Consider the following 20,379-nt stretch of genomic DNA (forward strand, 5'->3'; position numbering starts at 1 on the left):
GGGGCGGAGAGGGCCGCGGGCCCCGGCCCGGCCATTCGGCGCCGTCGTCTTATCCGCGCCGCCTGGGACGGATATCAGCACGTCGCGAGGGCGATCGGGGTATTCGGTCGGCCTGGGCACTGGATGGCATTCCAAGATGATGGCACCGGTCACACTAAGTTGATCTTCGTGTTTTCTTGAGATCTTCACGGCTCCGGATCGAGCTCTCCGCCGAGGCGGAGGATCGTTAACTTTCCCTCGGGCCGTCAGCGACAGAACCTCGCCATACGGACATTTCCGACTAAAGGTAGTTCATCGGAACTTGTCGTCAAGAGGGGGCAACTGACCCGGTCAGTGAAGATCGACAACAGGAAAGACCCAAGTCAGGGGCCCGGAACCCCCCCAAAAGGTCCGTTATCGAATTGTGATATTGACATCCGCCAACGAGAAGGTTCGGTGAATCTTTCGTTAACCTCCGCAAACTTCCACCGTCCCCCGCCCGGTTCGGCAGAGGGTGACTCGACGGTTACTCGCGCATACTTGCGTCCCCCGAGATCGATGTGCTGTCTTGCTATAGGAAATACGGAGGCGCATAAGCTCCGGTACGCGGAAATTCGACGGCCGCTCGACGCCGCCGTACGCCCCATTCGGGACATCTCCCGCACAGTTCACGCGGAAACTGTTCTCCACTTTTCTCCAGATAGGCCCGTTGATGTCTGTTGCGCATATTCCGGCCGACACCCTGCTTATGGAATCCCCAAGGACCCTGATAGGAGCGGGGCGGGCGGCCACCGTGGCGAAAGAAGCCGAAGGCGTGGCACGAGGCGCGTTTCATCCCGTACGGGTTCTTCTGGTGGTCGGGACCGGATTCTCCCGGCGGTCGTGGCACGGCCGAATCGTCGGCGCGTTGCGGCCGGTCCGTCTGCGCGTGGCCGTTCAACCGGCCATGCCGACGCCCGAGTCCGTCGCCCGGCTGGCCGGTGAGGCCCGCGCCCATCGGGCGGACGTGGTGGTCGCGGTGGGCGGCGGCAGCGTCATGGACGGCGCGAAGGCCGCCGCCGCCCTCGCCTACGAGCCCGCCGACCCCACCCCCGCCTCCGTGGCCGTCGCGTGCGAGGAGGGTGCCCCCGCCGAGGGGGTGCCGGTCGTCGCCGTGCCCACCACCCCGGGCACCGGCGCGGAGGCCACGTCGTTCGCCACGATCTGGGACGTGGACCGGGGCCGCAAGCTCTCGCTGCGCGGGGACTCCGTGCTGCCCGCCGTCGCGATCCTCGACCCCGACCTGCTCCTCGGGCTCCCCGGCCCGCAGCTCACCTGCGGCCTCCTCGACACCTTCGCCCAGGCCCTTGAGGGGGCGTGGTCGACGCGCGCGGACGCGCGGGCCGAGGCGCTGGGCGCGGCGGCGTGGGCCCGGCTGTCCTGGCTGCTCGACCGGCCGTACCGGTCCCTGGAGGCTCCGGCCGCCTCGGAGCGGGAGGCCGTGCTGCTCGCGGGGCACTACGCGGGCCGCGCCATCGCGGTCGCGGGCACCACGGTGTGCCACGCGCTCTCCTACCCGCTGACCCTGCGCTACGGCCTGAGCCACGGCCAGGCGTGCGGCGTCACGCTGGGACGGGTGCTGCGCTACAACGCGGCCGTCGAGGACGGGGACTGCGCCGACGCGCGCGGAGCCGGCCGGGTGCGCGCCGCCATCGCCGGTGTCGTCGCCGCCGCGGGAGCGGACGACGCCCTCACCCTGGCCCGGCGGATCGAGGCGTTCCTCGCGTCCGCCGACCTGCCTCCCGTACCGGACCTGCGCCCCGACGCCGCCCGGATAGCCGCCGAGGCGCTCGGCTACGACCGCGCCGGCAACAACCCCCGGCGGCTGAGTGTCGAAAGCCTCACCCATCTCCTGACGACGACCGCGCCCTGACCGATTCCTCGGAGGCGAGCATGCGCGTTGACACGTACAAAGTCGTTCACTGGATGAACGTCCGCAAGATGACGACCCGGCAGGTCGCCGAGGCCGCCGGTCTCGGCGACGGGCACCTTGAGGGGCTGCTCGGCGTGCCCGGCGACGGGGAGTGGCCCGACGCGACGGCCGCCGCGGTCGCCCGGACGCTCAGGATCGAGCCGGAGAGGCTCGGTGCCAGCGGCCGTCGTGACCTGACCGTGGTCACCAGGACGGCGGAGGAACTGCGGGCCACGCGACGCCCCATCCAGCGCGACGGCATCCACTTCTACAACTACTACACGATGGCGGCGCCGCCCGGCGCGGTCGCACCGGTCATCCTCGACATCCTCTGTCCCGCCGGACGCGTCCCCGCGCTCAACAACGGGCACCTGGAGCCCGCGATCACCGTCAACCTCGGTCCCGGCGACATCCACGGCCGGTGGGGAGAGGAGCTCGACGCCACGACCTGGCAGGTGATCGGCGCCAACGCCGAGGACGACGGGTGGATCGTCGGCGACTCCTACGTCGAACCCTCCTACTGCCCGCACAGCTACTCGCTGGTCTCGGACGTCCCGGCCCGCATCGTGTCCTACACCGGCCAGTCCAACCTGGCCGGGCTGCTGGAGGACGTCAACGACTGGGCGGAACCCGCCGTCCAGGAGCTCCTCGACCGGCTCGCGTCCCCGTCCGCGCTGGCCGACATGCTGCTGGCACGCCGCGGCCACACCCTCGAATCGGCGGCGGCGGCCCTGAGCATGAGCGGGGAGAAGCTGGCCGCGGCACTCAACGACGGCTCCGCCGACGTGCTGCGCGAGCTGGGCTCCGCGCTCGGTTTCGACCACCGGCTGCTGCTGCGGCCCGAGCGCCGTCACGACGCCGCGGGCAAGACGCACCGGGACGTCGCCGAGTGCCGCCGGGACGCCCGGACCTTCCGGGGGTACGAGGTCACGTCGCTGGCCGGTGCCCCGCACCTGCCCGACCTGGTCGGCCAGTACGTGCGGGTGGCCGGTGACGGCGGCGGGGACCTGTGCGAGCCCGCGGAGACGCACTACCTGGTGACCCGGGGCACGGTGGAGCTCCACTGGACCACCGCCGACGGCCGGGCCGGGTCCGCCGAGCTGGGCGTGGACGGGACGGCCTGGGCCGCCCCCTTCGTGACGCACCGCTGGTCGGGCGACGGCGCGCTGATCAAGCTCGGCTCCGGGCGGCACCTCGGCTACCTGGACCTGTACGAGCTCACCAACACCTACGCCGCCGCCTCGACGCTGCGCCGCGGACGCCGTGACGGCCGCAGCTGGGGCTACGACTCCTGAAGGCCACCTCCACCCCCACACCAGGAGAACGATCATGCGTGTCGTTTACACCGACGCGGCCTGGGCCCTGGACGACACGGGCCGGCCGAACCCGGCCCAGGCCGACATCGAGCGGGACGTGTTCGGGCCCGGCGTCGATCTCGGCCTCGGGCTGTTCACCGACCGCTACCAGACCGAAGGACCCGACTTCCACGACCACGTACGCGGGGCCGACGCCCTGGTGATCTACCGCTGCCAGGTCACCAGGGAACTCCTCGACGTCGTCGGGCCGGGCTGCCGGGTCGTCGCCCGCAGCGGCGTCGGCATCGACAACCTCAACGCGCCGCTGCTCGCCGAGGCCGGTGTCATCGGCTTCAACGTCCCCGACTACTGCGGCGACGAGGTCAGCACCCACACGCTCGCGCTGCTGCTCGCCCTGGAACGCCGGATCTGCACCCAGGACAGGCTCGTCAGATCCGGCCGCTGGAACATCCACGCCGGTGGGGTGCCCCGGCGCCTGGCGACGCGGACCGCCGGCATCGTCGGCTTCGGCCGCATCGGCCGGGTGACCGCCAGGAAGCTGCGGGCCTTCTACGACAGGGTCGTCGCCTACGACCCGTACGTGTCGGCGGACCTGATGGCCGGGCACGGCGTCGCCGCCGCGGCCGACCTCGCCGAGCTGTTCGGCACCGCCGACGCGGTGGTGGTCCACGCGGCGCTCACCGGCGAGACCGACCAGCTGGTCGGCGCGGACGCGCTCGCGCACCTGCGGCCGGGCGCCCTCCTGGTCAACACGGCCAGGGGCCGCCTGGTCGACGTCTCCGCCGTCCTCGACGTCCTCGAACGGGGCACGCTCGGCGGTTTCGCCTCCGACGTGTTCAGTCCCGAGGACCCGAACGAGGACCCGGTGGCCCGCAAGCTGCTGGGACGCGACGACGTGGTGGTGTCGGCGCACCGCGCCTTCCTGTCCGTCGAGTCGGAGCGGAGTGCCCGGCGGCGGGTGGCCGAGGGGGTCGCGTCCGTACTGAAAGGCGGCCCCCCGCCCTCGGAGGGCCGGGTCGCCTGAACTTCACAGGGCCGCCTGAACCTCACGGGGCTGCCGAGGCCTCGCGGAGATGCCCTTTTAACGGAAATGTCCGCCTCACGGAGGTGTCCGCCCTCGTGGGAGGAGCCGTCCGAGCCACACACAGATACCCGCCCTCGCGGGAGGAGCCGCCCCGACTCCCGCGGAGGTTGCCTGAGCTTTATGGAGGTCGGCCGCGTTCCACCGAGGCCGCCCGAGCCGCACAGGGAAGGAAGAGAGCATGACCACAACCGGTTCTCAGCAACTGCACTGGCCGGAGACCGAAGCGGAGGCCGGGCCCGGAGCCAGGCTCCGCGCGCTCCTCGCGGGCCCGGAACCCGCGCTGCTGATGGGCGCGCACGACGGCCTGAGCGCGCGCATCGCGGCCGACAGCGGATTTTCCGGGCTGTGGGCCTCGGGCTTCTGCATATCGACCGCGCTGGGGGTGCGGGACAGCGACGAGGCGTCGTGGACCGACCTGCTGGGCATGATCGCCAGGGTGGTGGAGGCGGCCGGGCTTCCGGTGCTGGTCGACGGCGACACGGGCTACGGCAACTTCAACACCGCCAGGCTGTTCACCGCGCAGGCCGAACGGATCGGGGCCGCGGGGGTGTGCCTGGAGGACAAGGTCTTCCCGAAGATGAACTCGTTCGTCGGCGACGCGCACGCCCTGGCGCCGATCGGCGAGTTCTGCGGGAAGATCGCCGCCTGCCGGGAGGTACTCACCGACCCGGAGTTCGTGGTCGTGGCGCGGGTCGAGGCGTTGATCGCCGGTGCCGGGCTCGCGGAGGCGCTTCGCCGGGCGGAGGCCTACCGGCGGGCCGGCGCCGACGCCATCTTCATCCACTCCCGGCAGTCCACCATTAAGGAGATCGCCGAGTTCGCCGGGGAGTGGAGCGGACGGCTGCCCCTGGTCGTCGCGCCGACCACCTACCATTCGACCCCGCTGGAGGAGTTCGCCGAACTCGGCATCTCCGGGGTGATCTGGGCCAACCAGAGCATGCGCGCGGCCGTGACCGCGATGCGGCAGGCCTGCCGGTCGCTGCTCGCCGAGGGGCCGAAGGCCGTGGAGCCGACGATCGCCTCGCTGAACGAGGTGTTCACCCTGATGGGCTACCAGAAACTCGCCGCGGACGAGGAGCGGTACGCCAGGCTTCACTCGGACCTGGACGACTCGTGATCGACGCACGCACCCTGCTGGGTGAGCTGACCGCCCGCGGGGTGGCCGACATCACGGGCGTGCCCTGCTCCTACCTGACCCCGCTGATCAACCGCGTGGCCTCCGACCCGGCGGTGGGGTACCTGCCCGCCACCCACGAGGGAGAGGCCGTGGCCGTGGCCACCGGCTGCTGGCTGGCCGGTGTCACCGCGGGCGTCATCGCCCAGAACTCCGGCCTGGGCAACATGGTCAACCCCCTGACCTCGCTGAACCAGCCGAGTGCCATCCCGGTCCCCCTCGTCGTCACCTGGAGGGGGGAGCCCGGCCGGCCCGACGAACCGCAGCACGGGCTGATGGGCGCCATCACCCCGGCCCTGCTGGAACTCCTCGGGATCGGCCACTCGGTGGTGCCCGCCGACCCGGCCGGTCTCACCCACTGCCTGGACGCGGGCTGGGCGGCGATGAGCCGCGAACGGCTGCCGTACGCCTTCGTCCTGCGCGAGGGCGTCGTGGCGCCCGAGCCGCTCCAGGAGAGGGTCCCGCCCGCCCCCCGCGTCCCCGGCATCGTCCGCCACGGCCGGAACGGGACCGCTCCCAGCCGCGTCGCGGCCTTGGAGCACCTGCTCGGCGTCCTGCCCGACGCGGCGGCCGTGGTGTCCACCACCGGCAAGACCAGCCGCGAGCTCTACACCCTCGCGGACCGGCCGCAGCACTTCTACATGGTCGGCGCGATGGGGTCGGCCGCCGCGGTCGGCCTCGGCGTGGCCAGGCACGCGGCGCGGCCGGTGGTGGTGGTCGACGGGGACGGCGCGGCCCTGATGCGGCTGGGTACGCTCGCCACCGTCGGCGCCCACCCCGCGCCCAACCTGACGCACGTCCTGCTGGACAACGGCGTGCACGACTCCACGGGAGGCCAGCGGAGCCTGGCTGCGCAGGTGGACTTCCCCGCGATGGCGGCCGCCTGCGGTTACGCCCAGGTGCACGACTGCGGCGACCTGGTCGGCTTCGTCGACGCGCTCAAGGCCGCGCAGGCGGAGGGCGGACCGGCGTTCGTCTACCTGAGGATCCGGCCGGGTTCGATGGCCGGGCTCGGCCGTCCGCGCGTCCACCCGTCGGACGTGGCCCGGCGGTTCAGGGACTTCGTGACGGGACCGGCCCGATGAACGGCCCGAGCGGCCCGAACGGCCCGGCGAGTGAACCGGTGAGCCGCGTCGGTGTGATCCACGGCCGCTTCCAGCCGCTGCACCTCGGGCACCTGGAGTATCTGCTCGCCGGGGCCGAGCGCTGCGACGTCCTCGTCGTCGGGATCACCAACCCCGACCCCGAGCTCACGGCGTACGAGTCCAGCGACCCCGAGCGCGGCACCGCCGAGGCCAACCCGTGCACGTACTACGAGAGATACCTGATGGTCGAGGGGTCGCTGGTGGAGGCCGGGGTGGCCAGGGAGCGGATCCGCATCGTGCCGTTCCCGCATGGTTTTCCCGAGCGGCTGCGCTACTACGCGCCGACCGAGGCCACGTACTACCTGACCGTCTACGACGAGTGGGGCGACACCAAGGTGGCCAGGTTCGCCGACCTCGGGCTGCGGACCGAGGTCATGTGGCGCCGTACGGACAAACCGATCAGCGGGCACCGGGTCCGGGACGCGATCGCCGCCGGTGAAGGCTGGCAGTCGCTCGTCCCGCCCGCCGTCGCCTCCGTGATCGTAGAGAGGGCAATAGATGAGCGCATCCGGCAAGCTGTATCTGATCGCGCTGTGCGGCGGAGGTGACCGGCCGAACGAAGCGCTGGGCGGGCGCACCCCGTTCGAGGCGGCGTCCACGCCGCACCTGGACCGGCTGGCCGCGGACGGCCGCAACGGCCTGCTGGAGGTCATCGGCGAGGACATCCCTCCCGAGTCCGACTCGGGGGCGATGGCCCTGCTCGGCTACGACCCCGCCGTGTACTACACCGGCCGGGGCCCGCTCGAAGGCTACGGGAACCGCTACTGGGATCCCGAGGGCTACTCGGTGGCCTTCCGGATCAACTTCGCGAGCCTGAACCGGGCGACGGGACGCCTGGACCGGCGTACGTCCCGCGACCTGACCGACGACGAGATGCAGCGGCTCGTCACCGAGATCGTCGGGGGGGTGCGGCTGGACCCCGACATCGACGTACGGCTCACCGGCTGGGGACGGCACCGCGGCATCCTGGCCTTCACCAGCAGAACCCGGCCGCTGTCGGGGGAGGTGAGCAACACCGACCCCGGGTTCGTGAAGAAGGGGCCCTTCGGCATGCCGGTCCGCGAGCACGCCAACCGGCCGCTCACCGCCGAGGCGATGACCGACGACGGCGCCGCCAGGCTGGTCGCCTCCCTGGTCAACACCTTCGTCGAGCAGAGCGCCAAGGTGCTGGAGGCCAGCGAGATCAACGCGCGGCGGATCGCGGAGGGCCGCAAGCCCGCCAACATCCTGCTGGTCCGCGACGGCGGGCACCTCCTGCCGGACCTCCCGCCCGCCACGACCCGCATATCCATGTACGGCCAGGTACCGGCGGAACGCGGCCTCGCCCGGCTGATCGGGGCGGAGTTCACCACGGCCAAGGTCGCCCCCGGCCAGGCGGAGTCCGACTTCTACGCGCGGCTGCTGCCCCTGCTTCTCTCCGATCCGGCCGACGTCGTGTTCGCGCACATCAAGGGCCCCGACGAGCCCGGCCACGACAACCAGCCCGAGGAGAAGGTCCGCGCGATCGCCGACATCGACGCCCACCTGGTCGGACCGCTGCGCGCGGCCCTCGGCCCGGCGGACGTCCTCGTCGTCACCTGCGACCACGCCACTCCCTGCGGGGCGGGCATCCACACCGCCGACCACGTGCCGCTGGCGGTGGCGGGCCCCGGCGTCGTCCCCGACACGGTCACCGAGTTCGGCGAGGCCGCGGCGGCACACGGCGACCTGCCGGTACGGCGTGCCAGCGACCTCATGCCATGGCTGACACGGGTCAGGGAGGGCGGATGACCCGGCTCATCCCGTGGCCAACGCGGGCCCAGGAGGACAGATGACCCGAACAACACAGCCGCGGAAAACCCCCGACCTCAATCCGTGGCCAGCACGGGTCCAGGAGGACGGATGACCCGGACAACACGACTGCGGGATACCCCATGGCCGACATGGGCCCGGGAGGACGGATGACCCGGACGACGCGGATAACCAAGGTGCTGTTGCGGGGCATTCTCGACTCGCGGGCCCGGCCCACCGTCGAGGCCGACCTGTCGCTCGGCGAGGTCCGCGGCCGGGGCTCCTGTCCGGTGGCGATCGCGCCCGGCCGCCTGGAGCGGCGTCGCGGCCTGCGCACCGGCGGGCTGGGCCGCCTGCGGGACGGCCCGGCGGGACGGCTGCTCGACCACGCCCTGACCGGCTACACCCCCGACGGCCAGGCCGGGCTGGACGGCCGCCTCCGCGAGCTGGACGACCGGCACGAGCTGGGCGCCGACGTCACGCTCGCGGTGTCGCTGGCGTACGCCCGCGCCTCGGCCGCCGTCTCGGGAACGTCGCTGCGCGGGTGGCTGACGGAGCTCGCCGGGTCGGTGCCCGGCCTGCCCCGGCTCCTGGTCAACGCGTTCTCCGGCGGGATACACCGGACCGGCGCCCCCGACTCCTTCCAGCAGGTCATGGCCATCCCGCACGCCGGTTCGCTCATCGACGACGTACATGCCGCGCTGGAGATCTACGGTGCCGTAGAGCGCGGGATCGCCGACGGCGGCGGTACACCGGCGATCTCCGCGTCCAGCGGTTTCCTGCCGGGCGATCGCGACGTCTCCTGGCAGCTCGACACGCTCCGGCGGGCGTGCCCGGTGGAGGCCAAGGCCACGCTCGGCGTGGACGTGGCCGCCGAGCACCTGCTGTCCGCGCCGGGCCGCTACCGGTTCCAGGGACGCGAGCACGAGTCGGCCGCCTTCGGGACGCTGCTGCTGAAGCTGGCCCGTACCCACGGCGTCGAGTACGTCGAGGACCCGTTCGACCCCGCCGACACCGGCGCGTGGCACGCCTTCCTGCCCGCGGCCCGCGAGGCCGGGGTGACCGTCGTCGGCGACGACCTGTTCGCCTCCGACGCCGCGCGGGTCCGCCCGGGACTCGCCGACGCCGTCCTGCTCAAGCCCAGCCAGGCGGGCACGGTCACCGCCACGCTGGACGCCGCGCGGGCCGCCCGGGAGGCGGGGCTGCTCCTGGTGGTGTCACACCGTTCGGGAGAGACGGAGGACACCGCCATGTGCGACCTCGCGGTGGCGGTCGGCGCCGAGTGGATCAAGGTCGGCGGTCCGAGGAGGGGCGACCGGATCGCCAAGTACAACCAGCTCATCCGCCTCACCGAGAGCCTTTCCCCACCGGACCCACCCGTTGATTCCGTCGATCGAGTCCGTTGATCAAGCCCGTTAGCCGAGTTCGTCAGTCGAGTTCGTCAACCGAGGAGGAACGCATGTCACGTGCCAAGCAGTTCAAGGACCTGATGCTCGCCCCCGAGCTTCTGGTGGTGCCCAGCGCGTACGACGCGCTGAGCGCGAAGGTGATCGAGCAGGCCGGTTTCTCCGCCATCCACATGACCGGCTCGGGCACGTCGGCCTCCATGCTCGGCCTGCCCGACCTGGGTTTCGCCACCATCACCGAGATGGCGTGGAACGCCAAGAACATCTCCATGGCCGTGGACCTCCCGGTGATCATGGACCTCGACGCCGGGTACGGCAACGCGATGAACACCTGGCGAAGCGTCCGGGAGTTCGAGAGGGCGGGCATCGTCGGCGGGCACCTGGAGGACCAGGTCGTACCCAAGCGTTGCGGGCACCTGGAGGGCAAGCGGCTGATCTCCACCCGGGAGATGGTGGGCAAGATCGAGGCCGCGGTGGAGGCGCGTACCGACCCCGACTGGATAGTGATCGCGCGGACCGACGCCCGCGAGAAGCTCGGCCTGGACGAGGCCATCAGCCGCTCCAAGGAGTACGTCGCGGCCGGGGCCGACTGCATCTTCCTGGAGGCCATGCTCAGCGTCGACGAGATGAAGCGCGTACGCGACGAGATCGACGCGCCGCTGCTGGCCAACATGGTCGAGGGCGGCAAGACCCCCTGGCTCACCACCAAGGAACTGGAGGAACTCGGCTACAACCTGGCCATCTACCCCCTCTCCGGCTGGTACGCCGCCACCACGATCCTGCGCAAGGTGTTCGCCGCGCTCCGCGACGAGGGCACCACCCAGAAGTTCTGGGAGCGGAACGACCTGCGGATCACCTTCGACGAGCTCTTCGAGGTGTTCGACTACTCGCGCATCTCCGAGCTGGAGGCCCGCTTCGTGGTCAAGGACGAGGACCATGTTTCGTGACGGCGCGCTGCGCCCCGGCGGCGACCCGCTGACGGTGCGCAGCCCCTGGAACGGGGAGGTCGTCGGCTCCGTACCGGCGGACACCCCCGACGAGGTGGCGGAGGCCGTGCGCGGCCTCCGCGCCGCCTGGCGGCCCCCGCGTCCGCAGCAGCGGGCGGCGGTCCTGCGCCGGAGCGCCGCGCTGCTCAGGGAGCGCGGCCCCGACCTGGCCGTGCTGATCTCGCGGGAGTCCGGCGTGTGCGTCAAGGAGACCCGCAAGGAGACCGAGAGGGCCGCCGCCAACCTCACCGTCGCGGCCGAGGAGGCGGAACGGCTGCACGGGGAGGGCATCCCCATCCCCGGGCACGACCGGCTCGCGGTCACCGTCCTCGAACCCGCGGGCCTCGTGGCGGCGCTCACCCCGTTCAACCGGCCGCTCAACCAGGTCGTCGTCAAGATCGCGCCTGCCGTGGCCGCGGGCTGCGCGATCGTCGTCAAACCCTCGGAGAGGACACCCCTGACCGCCCTCGCCTTCGCCGAGCTGCTGATCGAGGCCGGTCTTCCCCCCGAGCACCTGGTGGTCACCACGGGCCTGCCCGGGACGATCGGCCCGGTGCTCGCGGGGCACCCCGAGATCGACATGGTCACCTTCACCGGCTCGGTGGCCACCGGCCGGGCGGTGGCGCGGGCGGGCGCGGGCAAGAAACTCCTCCTGGAGCTGGGCGGGAACGACCCGCTGATCGTGCTGCCCGACGCCGACCTGGAACTCGCGGCCCGGCTCGCGGGAGAGGGGGCCTTCGCCACGGCGGGACAGTCCTGCCGAGGGATCAAACGGGTGATCGCGGTGGGTGGGACCGCCGACGCCATGGCGGCCGGGCTGGTCGAGGCCGCCCGGCGAAAACGGGCCGGAGACCCGCTCGACCCGGCGACCGACCTGGGCCCGCTCGTCAGCGAGGACGCGGCGTCCGAGGTGGAACGGCGGATCTCGGACGCGGTCGCCGCCGGGGCGAAGCTGCTGTGCGGCGGGGAGCGGCGTGGCGCCCTGCTCACCCCGGCGGTGCTGGATTACGTGCCTCCCGACGCCGAACTCGTCGCCGAGGAGACGTTCGGCCCGGTCGCGCCGATAATCCGCGTGGACAGTGTGGAGGAGGCGATCGCGGTGTCCAACGGCACGCCGTACGGACTGCAGGCCGGGGTGATCACCTCCGACACGGCGGCGTTCTCGCGGCTCGCGTCGGAACTGCGGGTCGGCGCGGTCAACCTCAACGCCGGTCCCCAGTTCGACTCTCCACACATCCCGTTCGGCGGCGTGAAGGCCAGCGGGCTGGGCCGCGAGGGCATCCGCTACGCGATCAGGGAGATGAGCGTCACGAAGACCGTCACCTTCCCCTATCCATAGACCTCCACCGGTCGGCGGGTCCATTGCCGCAGGTCCCTGGTCGGCGAGTCCCTGACCGTGGGTCCATGACCGGCGGGTCCCTGAACGCGGGGTCTCTGGCCGCGGGTCCCTGTCCCTGGGCGGGGACCCACCGCGAGTACTCGCGATCGTGGAGTCTTCGGCGGGCAACCTCGTACCGACCGTGGCGCGAGGTCGTCCACGCCGGGGCTCGTACCGGTGACGCCTGAGGCACGGCCGACCTCCGGCCGTGCCCTCAGGACCGGGACGCCACGGCCCGGTGACGGCACCTCAACGGCCCCGCGCACCCCGGAAGTAGGCGTTCGCCGTGGGGCCGAACATCAGCGCCATCGCGGCCAGGACCGCCGCGAGGTGCAGGATCCGGCTGGTGGCGAGCACGAACGTCATCGCGTCGGCGTCCGCGACGGCCTGGCCGAGCGAGTTGCCGTCGAGCAGCCACTGGATCGGCTCCATCACCAGCGAGAGCGTGCCGAAGACACCGAGGGTCACCGCGAGCGCGATACGGGCCCAGCCCCGGCCCCGGCGCAGGTGCGTCGCCATGAAGATGGCCACGGCGAAGACCCCCAGCCGGAAACCCATCCCCGGGGCGAGCTCGGCGACCGACGCCGACCCGTCGGCCAGCATTCCGGCGGCGGCCAGACCGGCCTCGAAGGCACCGGCACCGACGGCGGCGAACCAGAGCGCCGCCGCGTTCCTGACCGACGCGGGGACAACGGACGGACTTACCTGAAGCTGGGATACGTACTGCGTGGACATGGACGACACCTCTCGAACAGCGCTGAACCTTATGCCCGAGTCTTCTCCGCCCCCCAGAAAAGAGCAGGCCTGCCCACACGCCAACCGAAGCACCTGCCCACACGCCGGTCGAAGGTAGGGAACGCCCTACCTTCCCGACCATGCCGCCGACGCTGAAGAGACAAACCTCAGTCTTTGTCGGCGGCTGGTTCCGAATTCCTGGAGCTCCACTCCGCCCTGATCTCCTGCCAGGAACGGCCCTCGCCCTGCCTCATCCGCCGAAGACCCTCGGCCGGCTGGTCGTTCTCCAGAAGCTCCCGGCCCTGCGAGCGGTGCCAGACCTCCTCGGTGAGATCGCGGGTACGGCCGACCCGGCGCAGGTCCTGGACGAGCGTCACCACAGCGCGGAGCCGTTCGGCCTCAAGCATCAACCGTGTCCCCCCTCTCTCCGACCGTTCTCTCATCAGCTCAGCGGTCGCCAATATCTCCATGGACGGGGGCCACTCTCACCACGGATCGCGCCCATCTTGTCGGTCTCCTACCGTTTGCCGATCTCCAACTCGCGCCATTCGGGCGCCAGAATGGAATGCACAATTGAGTCTCGCCACTGATCACCGACCTTGAGGTGCCCGCGGATGCGGCCTTCTTCGCTCAAGCCGAGCTTGGTCATCAGCCGAGCTGAGGCATCGTTGGCGGGGCTGCGTGCCCCCCACATCCGGTAAAGGCCGAGCTCGCCAAAGCCGAGACGAAGCAAAAGTCGTACGACGTCTCCACCGAGACCCTGGCCCCACTGGTCAGCGCGTAGGGCGAATCCAATCTGCCCGCTGCTTTGACCCGGGTGTTGGGTGTCGATGGCCAGCCGGGCGAAGGCGATCAAGACTCCGCCTGGCCGTACTGCGGCGAGGGAGTACTCGGTGCGCGGTACGGCCAGGGCGGCTTCCGTCACGGTAGAGATCGTGGCCTGCACCTGCTCGCGGGTGCGTGGCTCGAAACTCATATGCTCAACGACCGCTGGATCACCGTAGATGGCGGTGAGCCCATCCACGTCGGACGGGGTGAATTCGCGCAGGCTGACGCGTGCAGAGGTGAGCATGACGGGGTGCATGCTGCCGAGACTAGCGACCCCGGGGAAGCGCGGCGCCAGCCGATATCTGCCCGTAGACCTCGATCTCCTGCTGCAGATCCCGCGCCGTAACCGCACCTTGGTAGCTGGAGGCACGCAGCGCGGCATGCACGCGCATCGCACTGGCGACGACACCGCCGATGCGCTGATCAACGGGCATGTCCAGCACTGGTCCCAGCGCCTCGGCGGCCCCTTCCAGGTCCCCCATATTGACCCTGGCCAGCGCCTGATCGGCACTGGCGCCCGCCTCATCGCCGTAGGAGCGCTCCTCGGGAGCGGCCTGGCTGTAGGCGGCGATCGCCTCACCGGCAACGCGAGCGGCCTCCTGCTCATGCCCTGGCAGCCACACACGGGTGTCGGCGGCGTAGTAGAGCTGGCGTGCCCGCGAGAACGTCATGATGCCGCCGAGGATGTCCAGGTCGTCCGGCTCGACCTGTTCGCGGGCGTCGTTGGCGCGTTCGATAGCGGCCACCGCCCGCTCACCATCGCCCAGCACGGCCCATACCCGGGCTTCCTGTGCGGGTAGCCACACCGAACCCGTGCCCCGAATCCGGGCGGCGAGCTCGCCGCCAGCCTGGGCGTAGCGGGCCGCTTCGTGCGGCCAACCGGCCCAGTAAGCGATCAGCGACTTCAAGCCACATGCCCACACGCGCAGCCCATCGTGGCCAGCGTTGTCGGCGCACACGGAGGCGGTGCGGGCCTGGGTCATGGCCGAGTAGGGATCGCCGAGGTCATGGGAGGCCTTGGCGAGCATGCCGGAGACGACACCGGCGTAGAGGTACATCTCGGCGGACTCAGCGGGCCGCTGCCTGCCTTCGAGTAGCCGGAACGTGACGTCCTGCAGACCGATCAGGTCTCCCATCAGGACTATCAGGGGCTGCTGCTGATAGGCCAGCGTGAGGCGGGTGACCTCAGCGCGTAGCTGGTCCAGCGTCTCGGGTCCGATGTTGCTGCCCTCCGCAGCGACAGTGAACCGCAGGGCTCTACGTGCGGCCATTGCTACCTCTCTTTGCGGATTGTCGGATGCTGGTGCTTGGGCCAGCGGCCGTACTCGTGCAGTTGTCGATGACGGAACTTCCCCGACCGTCCTGGCCGGGGCGGTGAAACCGCTGTTGCATCGGATCAGGACGTCCCGCTCCGATGAATCCAGCCGGTTGAGAGCCATCGGGTCCAGCAGCCGCAACGGGGTGGTTCCGTAAAGGCTGGCCAACGCGATGATCTGCGTAGCTTGAGGCGCCCGCGATCCGGCGGCGGGGAACATCTCCAGCCTTGACAGCAGAGGCTGGTCGATGACCGACGTAGGGACCTGTTGGCGGTACCGGTCCACTACCTCGGGCTGGCTGAGACCGAGCGCCATGCGAAATGCCGCCAAGCGCGAGCCTCCGCATACGAGGCGGATCTCCTCGGCGATCTCTTCCACCTCACGGCCTTGGTCGGCCATCTCGGCGCGTAATCGGTTGATGTCCCTCTTGCTCCACGTACTCACCACGGGGCTCCCAGGAATGAGGCTCTGAGGGCAGGTTGCAGCCGGAGACCCAGATTGGGCAACTACGCAAATCGGACACGGATCTTGCTGGCGACATAAACACGGGGCACCGGCCCTTAAAACCGCAGGTCATGCGGGTCTTCGCGTGCATAGAAAGCATGTCGGCACGATGGGTGACCGTCTCGTCGCTGAGGGCGTTTACTAACTCCAGTTCTCTAGAGCCAGTGTGGCGACCTACCGAGGGCACACCTCTGGTCGCTGCACTCCCGTGCGCCCCAACTCGGCCGGGTGAAGGGTGCACAGGGCGGTGCGGGCCTGTCGTCGTCAGGCCCGCACCGCGAACCCCGGCGAGTGAATGAATCCAGGAGGTGTTCGTGAGCACTGCCACAGCGAGCCCATCAGGCGTCGCATCGCGCACTACGGAGAGGTACAACTGTGCGTTGGCCACTGTGCGCCAGCTGCTGAAGGACCGTGGGGTTCGCTCGTACCCCGTCCAGACCATCAGCCTGAAGTTGTCCGATGACAACGGCCGACCGATTCAAATAGGGGAGCCTGAGCTGCACAGCCCCGAGCTCGTCATTCACGAAGATGACGGATCGGTGGCCGCCACGGTGACCATGGGGACGCGCTCCGGCTGCTACCTGGTGTCCGTTCGCGACAGCGCCGACATCGAGACGGTCCGGTTCGAGCAGCCGGAAAAAGTCCTGGACCTCATTCTCGCGATGGAGCGTGAGCCGTGACCAAACCCGCCATGTACGGGTCGGCGTCGGTGGACGCGGCGGAGAGACTGCGCGAGGCTCTTGCTGGACACGAGATCACCGCCGATATCCATGACGGTTATGGGCTGGCACTGGTGTCGGTCGGGGCGGGCCCGGTGGTGTGGTCCAACGGAGAGCGGTTCTGGTGGCATGCCGGATGGAACGCCGAACGCCGGTGTGCCGTCTACGCCTCAGAGGAGGCAGCCGAGCCCTGCCGGGCCGCACGCCGGATCATGCTTCACCGTGCCCGTTCGCATGAGGCGACTTCACCGCCCGCGACGGGCGAAGGGAGCCCTCCGTGACCGTGGCGGAGCTGACGAGACTCCACGGACGCGTCTGGACGATCTCCGAAGCGGTCGGCGGCGGCTGGTACGCCGTACGCCGCGCCCTCATGTCGACGTACGGACTTGAGCACGGCCTGTCCGACATCCGCTGCGGGGCGACCCTGACAGAACTCGCCCACCACCTGGACGAGGAGACACGACTGGAAAAACAGTCCTGGCGACGCGTATCACCGAGGACAACGCCGTAGCCCCACGCGGCCCACCCATGAAACGCGTCCGCGACGCGCATTCCAGCCGTGGGCCGAGCAGGAATGGATCCACACCTGGACGACCGGCTTCTGAACTGGCTGAACGACAAGTAATCAACCCACAGCTCAGGCGACTGTCACAAAGAAGGCGGGAGGTGAAGCAGATGAGCCCGGACTCAATGATCAAACGCGGACAATTCCCTTGGCAGCCCAGGCCGGAGGCGGCGGAGCTCGACGTTTGGCATGAGTACGAGATCCCGCTGACAGGAACCTTCCGTCTGGACTCGCGCCTGGTGTTGTTCACCCAGGTTCTGGAAAGTTCTCAAAGCCTCTCCGCCTGGGCCTACGTGTGCCTTGAACCCGAAGAGGGTGATGAGATATCTACGATCACTTTCGCATCGATAGACGAGATGCGCGAGTTCGTAAAGACTAGGTTTCAGGGCAGAACGGCAGTGCTCACACTGGCCAAGGATGACCGAATCATCGGCCAGTGGACACGCAGCGTGGTGAGGAAAGACCTGGCATCCACCGTCGAAGCGTTTCTCAATAGCGTTATACGGAGCGTCAACGAGGTCTCGGATCCTGAGCGGCGCATCCGAGCCAAGCTCGCAGGTCTAGAGGCCACAGGGTCCGAACTCGCGCCATCCTAATCCTCTCGACGGCCACGGCTTCACGGCCGTTCGTTCACGGGCAGTCATTTTTGGCGGGACACGGCCGTATCTCTGTTATCCAGGCCGCCTGGATGTTCTTCCCCCTCAAGCGCTTCCGGATAGCATACGGCGAGACGTTGGCGATGACTCCGTATATCAATCCGTCGTGGGCCACACGCCGGAGATCGGCCAGGTCAAACCCGAACCTGGCCAGGATCGGCTCGTCTTCGGGCGTCAGCGTCGACGACCAGCTTCTGAACTGGCTGACCGACGAGTAGTCGACGCACGGCTCGGGCAGTTCTTTGTCCGAACATCCCTCATGGCCGGGCCAGTACACGGCCCTGCCTCCCAACCGCTTGCGCGACAGGAAGACGTCCATCGCCGGGCCGTTCTCCATCCCGAGACTTTTCTCCGTCATCGGCTTCTTGAACTCGATCAGGATGGTCGTCATCACTCCCGGCTTCAGCTCGTCCAAGGACCCGACACCGAAGATTCCCCGGACACCCAATCCGAACTCGGCGACGGCGGCGGTCAGGCCGGTCGGAGGGAGTTTGGAAATGTCCTGCACCTCGCCGGACAGGCTCACCTTCACCCGGTAGGGCGACTCAGGGGAGAAAAACGATCCGGCATACGGCCGTGACGAGGTTCCCATGAATCGAAACTCGTAACCTCCCAGAGCGGGCCAGAGCTCGGACCCTCCCATGATGAATCTGCGGTCCGGATTGGCGGCCATAGCGGCATTCCCGATCACCGTCAGAAGGTGCTCGGTCGAGACGGTTATCGGTATGTCCGCCTGCGGTGTGCGCGGATCCGCCCGCGGCGGCGCCTCTTCACCCGCCGTACAGGATGTCAGGAAAAGCATCGAGGCGACCAGGGTGCCGACAGCCGACGACCGCTTCACAGAATCGTTCCCCCGCTTCTCACCGTCGACCCGTCGCCCTGCCCCCTGCGGGACCGACACGGACGACACCACGAGTTCACGCCCGGCACTCGCCCGCCTCGGCGCTCCCGCCACCTGAATTCCGGTAAGCAATTCATGACCTTACCGGCTTATACGACCTACGTAGAATAAGGGCATGGCGGGTCCCGCGCGGGTCACGGCCCCGACGCTTGACGTACTTGAAGCGCTCCTCGAAGCACACGTACGCGATGGTCGATTGCACGGATGGGCCATTGTGAAACTGACCGGAAGGTCGGGCCCGACGGTCTACGGCGTGCTTGACCGCCTCGAAGAGGCAGGATGGATCGAAGGCGCCTGGGAAGAGCGGAATCCGGAGGTCAACAGACCTCGACGTCGCTTTTATCGTCTCAGCGACGAAGGTTTGACGAGTGCCCGGACCCTGCTGACAAAACGACGCGGCGAAGTTTCACGGCAGATCAAAGGCCCTCCACTGCGCGCGTTCCTGAGCCGACTGCTCGGTGAATCACCTCAGGGCGCTCGATGAGCGGGCTTGAGATTGTTTTCGCCGTGCTCTCCGGCCTGCTCGTCAACGAGTGCTGTGAGATAGCCCCCTGGGCGGCACGTCGCCTTGTCCGGTGGTCGGCCCGGCTGCGGTACAGGAAGGCCGAACAGGCGGAGGCGCGCGCCGAGGAACTCGCCGCACTCATCAACGACCGTCCCGGAAAGCTCTTCAAGCTCGTCACCGCGCTGGGCTTCGTGATCTCCGCTGCGGGAAGCCGTGGGAAGCGGGCGGCCGAGCAGGCGGTAATCGTCAGAGTCGGCGCGCGGGCGTTCAGGGACGCGGACGAATTCGCCCACCGGATCGGCTGGACGGCAACGGGGTCCGGCCTCCGGAGAAGTTACCGTGATCCACGGTTCGACGATCCGATGCCCACCAACCGCTTCAGTCACTGAAGTCCTTTTCGCCTTCGCGGCGGAAAGACGTTCAGGGGATCAGGCCCTCGGCGGTCAGGGCGGTCCACAGGGCTTCGGGGACGGGCTTGGCGGTCAGGTTCGCGTTGCGGGTTACCTCGGTGGCGGAGCGGGCGCCGATGACGACGCTGGCGACGGCCGGGTGGCGCAGGGGGAAGGCCAGGGCCGCCTGGGGGAGGGTGACGTCGTGGCGTTCGCAGACGGCGGCGATGCGGCGGGCGCGCTCCAGGAGCGGGCCGGGGGCGGGGGCGTAGTCGTAGGTGCCCGACGGGTCGTGGGTGGCCAGCAGGCCGCTGTTGAACACCCCGGCCGCCAGCACCGAGACGCCGCGCTCGACACACAGCGGCAGCAACTCGTCCTCCCCCGACTGGTCGAGGAGGGTGTAGCGCCCGGCGAGCATGACCATGTCGACGCCGGTCTCGCGGACGAACCCGGCGAGCATCGCCGCCTGGTTCATACCGACCCCGACGGCCTTGACGACGCCCTGGTCGCGCAGTTCGGCCAGGGCCGGGTACGCCTCGGAGACGGCCTGCTCCCAGTGGTCGTCCGGGTCGTGGATCAGGACGATGTCGACGTGGTCGAGGCCGAGCCGCTCCAGGCTCTCCTCCAGCGACCGCAGGATCCCGTCGCGCGAGAAGTCCCACACCCGGCGCAGTTCGGCGGAGACGTCGAAGCCCTGGTCGTCCCGGCCGAAGGGTCCCTCACCGGGGGCGGGCACGATCAGGCGGCCGACCTTGGTGGACAGGGTGTAGGAGTCGCGGGGTCTTTCCGCCAGGGCGGCGCCGAGCCGCCGTTCCGACAGGCCGAGCCCGTAGTGGGGCGCGGTGTCGAACAGGCGGACCCCCGCCTCGTAGGCCGCGTCCACCGCCGCACGCGCCGCGTCCTCGCCGACCTCCGAGAACAGGTTCCCGATCGGGGCCGCGCCGAAGCCGTACCTGCTGACCTGCACCGCTCGCTCCGTCCATTCCGTACGGCTTGATGTGTTCTTAGCGCCTCACGGGTGGCTCCATCCACCCGGGCCACCCGTACGCAAGCCATTTCGTAGCACTTCACG

General features: G+C 69.6%; 21 protein-coding genes. 15 read left to right on the forward strand and 6 right to left on the reverse strand.

Annotation, left to right across the window (positions count from 1 at the left end; translation table 11 throughout):
- Positions 1-727 precede the first annotated feature (727 nt).
- The 10 genes from ACW9TB_RS34820 to ACW9TB_RS34865 all read left to right on the forward strand — a co-directional run bounded on the left by ACW9TB_RS34820 (position 728) and on the right by ACW9TB_RS34865 (position 12,150).
- Positions 728-1,891 carry an iron-containing alcohol dehydrogenase gene (locus ACW9TB_RS34820; RefSeq protein WP_472752366.1) on the forward strand — a complete coding sequence of 388 codons (1,164 nt, stop codon included), beginning with the start codon at positions 728-730 and terminating at the stop codon, positions 1,889-1,891.
- Positions 1,892-1,911: 20 nt separating this feature from the next.
- A complete protein-coding gene (locus ACW9TB_RS34825; RefSeq protein WP_472752367.1) occupies positions 1,912-3,225 on the forward strand; it encodes a cupin domain-containing protein in 1,314 nt (437 codons plus the stop codon).
- Positions 3,226-3,259: 34 nt separating this feature from the next.
- A complete protein-coding gene (locus ACW9TB_RS34830) occupies positions 3,260-4,270 on the forward strand; it encodes a C-terminal binding protein (RefSeq protein ID WP_472752368.1) in 1,011 nt (336 codons plus the stop codon).
- Between the two features lie 238 nt (positions 4,271-4,508).
- Positions 4,509-5,447 carry a phosphoenolpyruvate mutase gene (gene aepX / locus ACW9TB_RS34835; RefSeq protein WP_472752369.1) on the forward strand — a complete coding sequence of 313 codons (939 nt, stop codon included), beginning with the start codon at positions 4,509-4,511 and terminating at the stop codon, positions 5,445-5,447.
- Positions 5,444-6,589 (forward strand): phosphonopyruvate decarboxylase, encoded by a 1,146-nt coding sequence (aepY, locus tag ACW9TB_RS34840; protein ID WP_472752370.1) that lies wholly within the window; start codon positions 5,444-5,446, stop codon positions 6,587-6,589. The genes aepX and aepY overlap by 4 nt, the downstream gene beginning before the upstream one ends.
- Positions 6,590-6,627: 38 nt before the next feature.
- Positions 6,628-7,197 (forward strand): adenylyltransferase/cytidyltransferase family protein, encoded by a 570-nt coding sequence (locus ACW9TB_RS34845; RefSeq protein ID WP_472752371.1) that lies wholly within the window; start codon positions 6,628-6,630, stop codon positions 7,195-7,197.
- A complete protein-coding gene (locus ACW9TB_RS34850; RefSeq protein ID WP_472752372.1) occupies positions 7,148-8,419 on the forward strand; it encodes a CMP-5'-phosphonoformate--3-phosphoglycerate phosphonoformyl transferase in 1,272 nt (423 codons plus the stop codon). Before ACW9TB_RS34845 ends, ACW9TB_RS34850 begins: the two co-directional genes overlap by 50 nt.
- A gap of 170 nt (positions 8,420-8,589) precedes the next feature.
- On the forward strand, positions 8,590-9,825 hold the full coding sequence (locus tag ACW9TB_RS34855) for an enolase-like domain-containing protein (RefSeq protein ID WP_472752373.1): 1,236 nt from the start codon (positions 8,590-8,592) through the stop codon (positions 9,823-9,825).
- A gap of 53 nt (positions 9,826-9,878) precedes the next feature.
- Positions 9,879-10,772 carry a carboxyvinyl-carboxyphosphonate phosphorylmutase gene (gene bcpA / locus ACW9TB_RS34860; RefSeq protein WP_472752374.1) on the forward strand — a complete coding sequence of 298 codons (894 nt, stop codon included), beginning with the start codon at positions 9,879-9,881 and terminating at the stop codon, positions 10,770-10,772.
- Complete coding sequence (locus ACW9TB_RS34865; protein WP_472752375.1) at positions 10,762-12,150, forward strand: aldehyde dehydrogenase family protein; 1,389 nt, start codon at positions 10,762-10,764, stop codon at positions 12,148-12,150. The genes bcpA and ACW9TB_RS34865 overlap by 11 nt, the downstream gene beginning before the upstream one ends.
- A 288-nt stretch (positions 12,151-12,438) precedes the next feature.
- Here the strand turns inward: ACW9TB_RS34865 and ACW9TB_RS34870 are convergent, their stop codons facing one another.
- The 4 genes from ACW9TB_RS34870 to ACW9TB_RS34885 all read right to left on the reverse strand — a co-directional run bounded on the left by ACW9TB_RS34870 (position 12,439) and on the right by ACW9TB_RS34885 (position 15,512).
- Positions 12,439-12,924 carry a hypothetical protein gene (locus ACW9TB_RS34870; protein WP_472752376.1) on the reverse strand — a complete coding sequence of 162 codons (486 nt, stop codon included), beginning with the start codon at positions 12,922-12,924 and terminating at the stop codon, positions 12,439-12,441.
- Between the two features lie 167 nt (positions 12,925-13,091).
- Entirely contained in the window at positions 13,092-13,331 is a 240-nt protein-coding gene (locus ACW9TB_RS34875) for a hypothetical protein (RefSeq protein WP_472752377.1), read from the reverse strand.
- A gap of 110 nt (positions 13,332-13,441) precedes the next feature.
- Complete coding sequence (locus ACW9TB_RS34880) at positions 13,442-14,008, reverse strand: GNAT family N-acetyltransferase (RefSeq protein WP_472752378.1); 567 nt, start codon at positions 14,006-14,008, stop codon at positions 13,442-13,444.
- A gap of 10 nt (positions 14,009-14,018) precedes the next feature.
- A complete protein-coding gene (locus ACW9TB_RS34885) occupies positions 14,019-15,512 on the reverse strand; it encodes a hypothetical protein (protein WP_472752379.1) in 1,494 nt (497 codons plus the stop codon).
- A gap of 449 nt (positions 15,513-15,961) precedes the next feature.
- Between ACW9TB_RS34885 and ACW9TB_RS34890 the strand changes: the two genes are divergently transcribed.
- The 3 genes from ACW9TB_RS34890 to ACW9TB_RS34900 all read left to right on the forward strand — a co-directional run bounded on the left by ACW9TB_RS34890 (position 15,962) and on the right by ACW9TB_RS34900 (position 17,452).
- Positions 15,962-16,252 (forward strand): hypothetical protein, encoded by a 291-nt coding sequence (locus ACW9TB_RS34890; protein WP_472752380.1) that lies wholly within the window; start codon positions 15,962-15,964, stop codon positions 16,250-16,252.
- 316 nt (positions 16,253-16,568) lie between these two features.
- Positions 16,569-16,802 (forward strand): hypothetical protein, encoded by a 234-nt coding sequence (locus tag ACW9TB_RS34895; protein WP_472752381.1) that lies wholly within the window; start codon positions 16,569-16,571, stop codon positions 16,800-16,802.
- A gap of 155 nt (positions 16,803-16,957) precedes the next feature.
- On the forward strand, positions 16,958-17,452 hold the full coding sequence (locus tag ACW9TB_RS34900; RefSeq protein ID WP_472752382.1) for a hypothetical protein: 495 nt from the start codon (positions 16,958-16,960) through the stop codon (positions 17,450-17,452).
- A gap of 34 nt (positions 17,453-17,486) precedes the next feature.
- On the opposite strand, the gene ACW9TB_RS34905 is transcribed toward ACW9TB_RS34900, so the two are convergent.
- A complete protein-coding gene (locus tag ACW9TB_RS34905) occupies positions 17,487-18,413 on the reverse strand; it encodes a hypothetical protein (protein WP_472752383.1) in 927 nt (308 codons plus the stop codon).
- Between the two features lie 115 nt (positions 18,414-18,528).
- Here ACW9TB_RS34905 and ACW9TB_RS34910 point away from each other — a divergent pair, with 115 nt between their 5' ends.
- Positions 18,529-18,897: a PadR family transcriptional regulator gene (locus tag ACW9TB_RS34910; protein ID WP_472752384.1), complete on the forward strand. Its 369-nt coding sequence runs from the start codon at positions 18,529-18,531 to the stop codon at positions 18,895-18,897.
- The gene (locus ACW9TB_RS34915) at positions 18,894-19,307 is read left to right on the forward strand and encodes a hypothetical protein (protein WP_472752385.1); all 414 of its coding nucleotides are present in this window, start codon (positions 18,894-18,896) and stop codon (positions 19,305-19,307) included. Before ACW9TB_RS34910 ends, ACW9TB_RS34915 begins: the two co-directional genes overlap by 4 nt.
- 31 nt (positions 19,308-19,338) lie before the next feature.
- Here ACW9TB_RS34915 and ACW9TB_RS34920 read toward each other — a convergent pair whose 3' ends face one another.
- Positions 19,339-20,274: an aldo/keto reductase gene (locus ACW9TB_RS34920; RefSeq protein ID WP_472752386.1), complete on the reverse strand. Its 936-nt coding sequence runs from the start codon at positions 20,272-20,274 to the stop codon at positions 19,339-19,341.
- Positions 20,275-20,379 lie beyond the last annotated feature (105 nt).

It is taken from the genome of Streptosporangium sp. H13245, from assembly GCF_055690525.1.

What these genes read in the sequence shown, in the direction of transcription:
- ACW9TB_RS34820 (WP_472752366.1), top strand. Translation starts at nt 728, where the DNA reads ATGGAATCCCCAAGGACCCTGATAGGAGCGGGGCGGGCGGCCACCGTG.
- ACW9TB_RS34825 (WP_472752367.1), top strand. Translation starts at nt 1,912, where the DNA reads ATGCGCGTTGACACGTACAAAGTCGTTCACTGGATGAACGTCCGCAAG.
- ACW9TB_RS34830 (WP_472752368.1), top strand. Translation starts at nt 3,260, where the DNA reads ATGCGTGTCGTTTACACCGACGCGGCCTGGGCCCTGGACGACACGGGC.
- aepX (WP_472752369.1), top strand. Translation starts at nt 4,509, where the DNA reads ATGACCACAACCGGTTCTCAGCAACTGCACTGGCCGGAGACCGAAGCG.
- ACW9TB_RS34850 (WP_472752372.1), top strand. Translation starts at nt 7,148, where the DNA reads ATGAGCGCATCCGGCAAGCTGTATCTGATCGCGCTGTGCGGCGGAGGT.
- ACW9TB_RS34855 (WP_472752373.1), top strand. Translation starts at nt 8,590, where the DNA reads ATGACCCGGACGACGCGGATAACCAAGGTGCTGTTGCGGGGCATTCTC.
- bcpA (WP_472752374.1), top strand. Translation starts at nt 9,879, where the DNA reads ATGTCACGTGCCAAGCAGTTCAAGGACCTGATGCTCGCCCCCGAGCTT.
- ACW9TB_RS34865 (WP_472752375.1), top strand. Translation starts at nt 10,762, where the DNA reads ATGTTTCGTGACGGCGCGCTGCGCCCCGGCGGCGACCCGCTGACGGTG.
- ACW9TB_RS34870 (WP_472752376.1), bottom strand. Translation starts at nt 12,924, where the DNA reads ATGTCCACGCAGTACGTATCCCAGCTTCAGGTAAGTCCGTCCGTTGTC.
- ACW9TB_RS34875 (WP_472752377.1), bottom strand. Translation starts at nt 13,331, where the DNA reads ATGCTTGAGGCCGAACGGCTCCGCGCTGTGGTGACGCTCGTCCAGGAC.
- ACW9TB_RS34880 (WP_472752378.1), bottom strand. Translation starts at nt 14,008, where the DNA reads ATGCACCCCGTCATGCTCACCTCTGCACGCGTCAGCCTGCGCGAATTC.
- ACW9TB_RS34910 (WP_472752384.1), top strand. Translation starts at nt 18,529, where the DNA reads ATGGCGGGTCCCGCGCGGGTCACGGCCCCGACGCTTGACGTACTTGAA.
- ACW9TB_RS34915 (WP_472752385.1), top strand. Translation starts at nt 18,894, where the DNA reads ATGAGCGGGCTTGAGATTGTTTTCGCCGTGCTCTCCGGCCTGCTCGTC.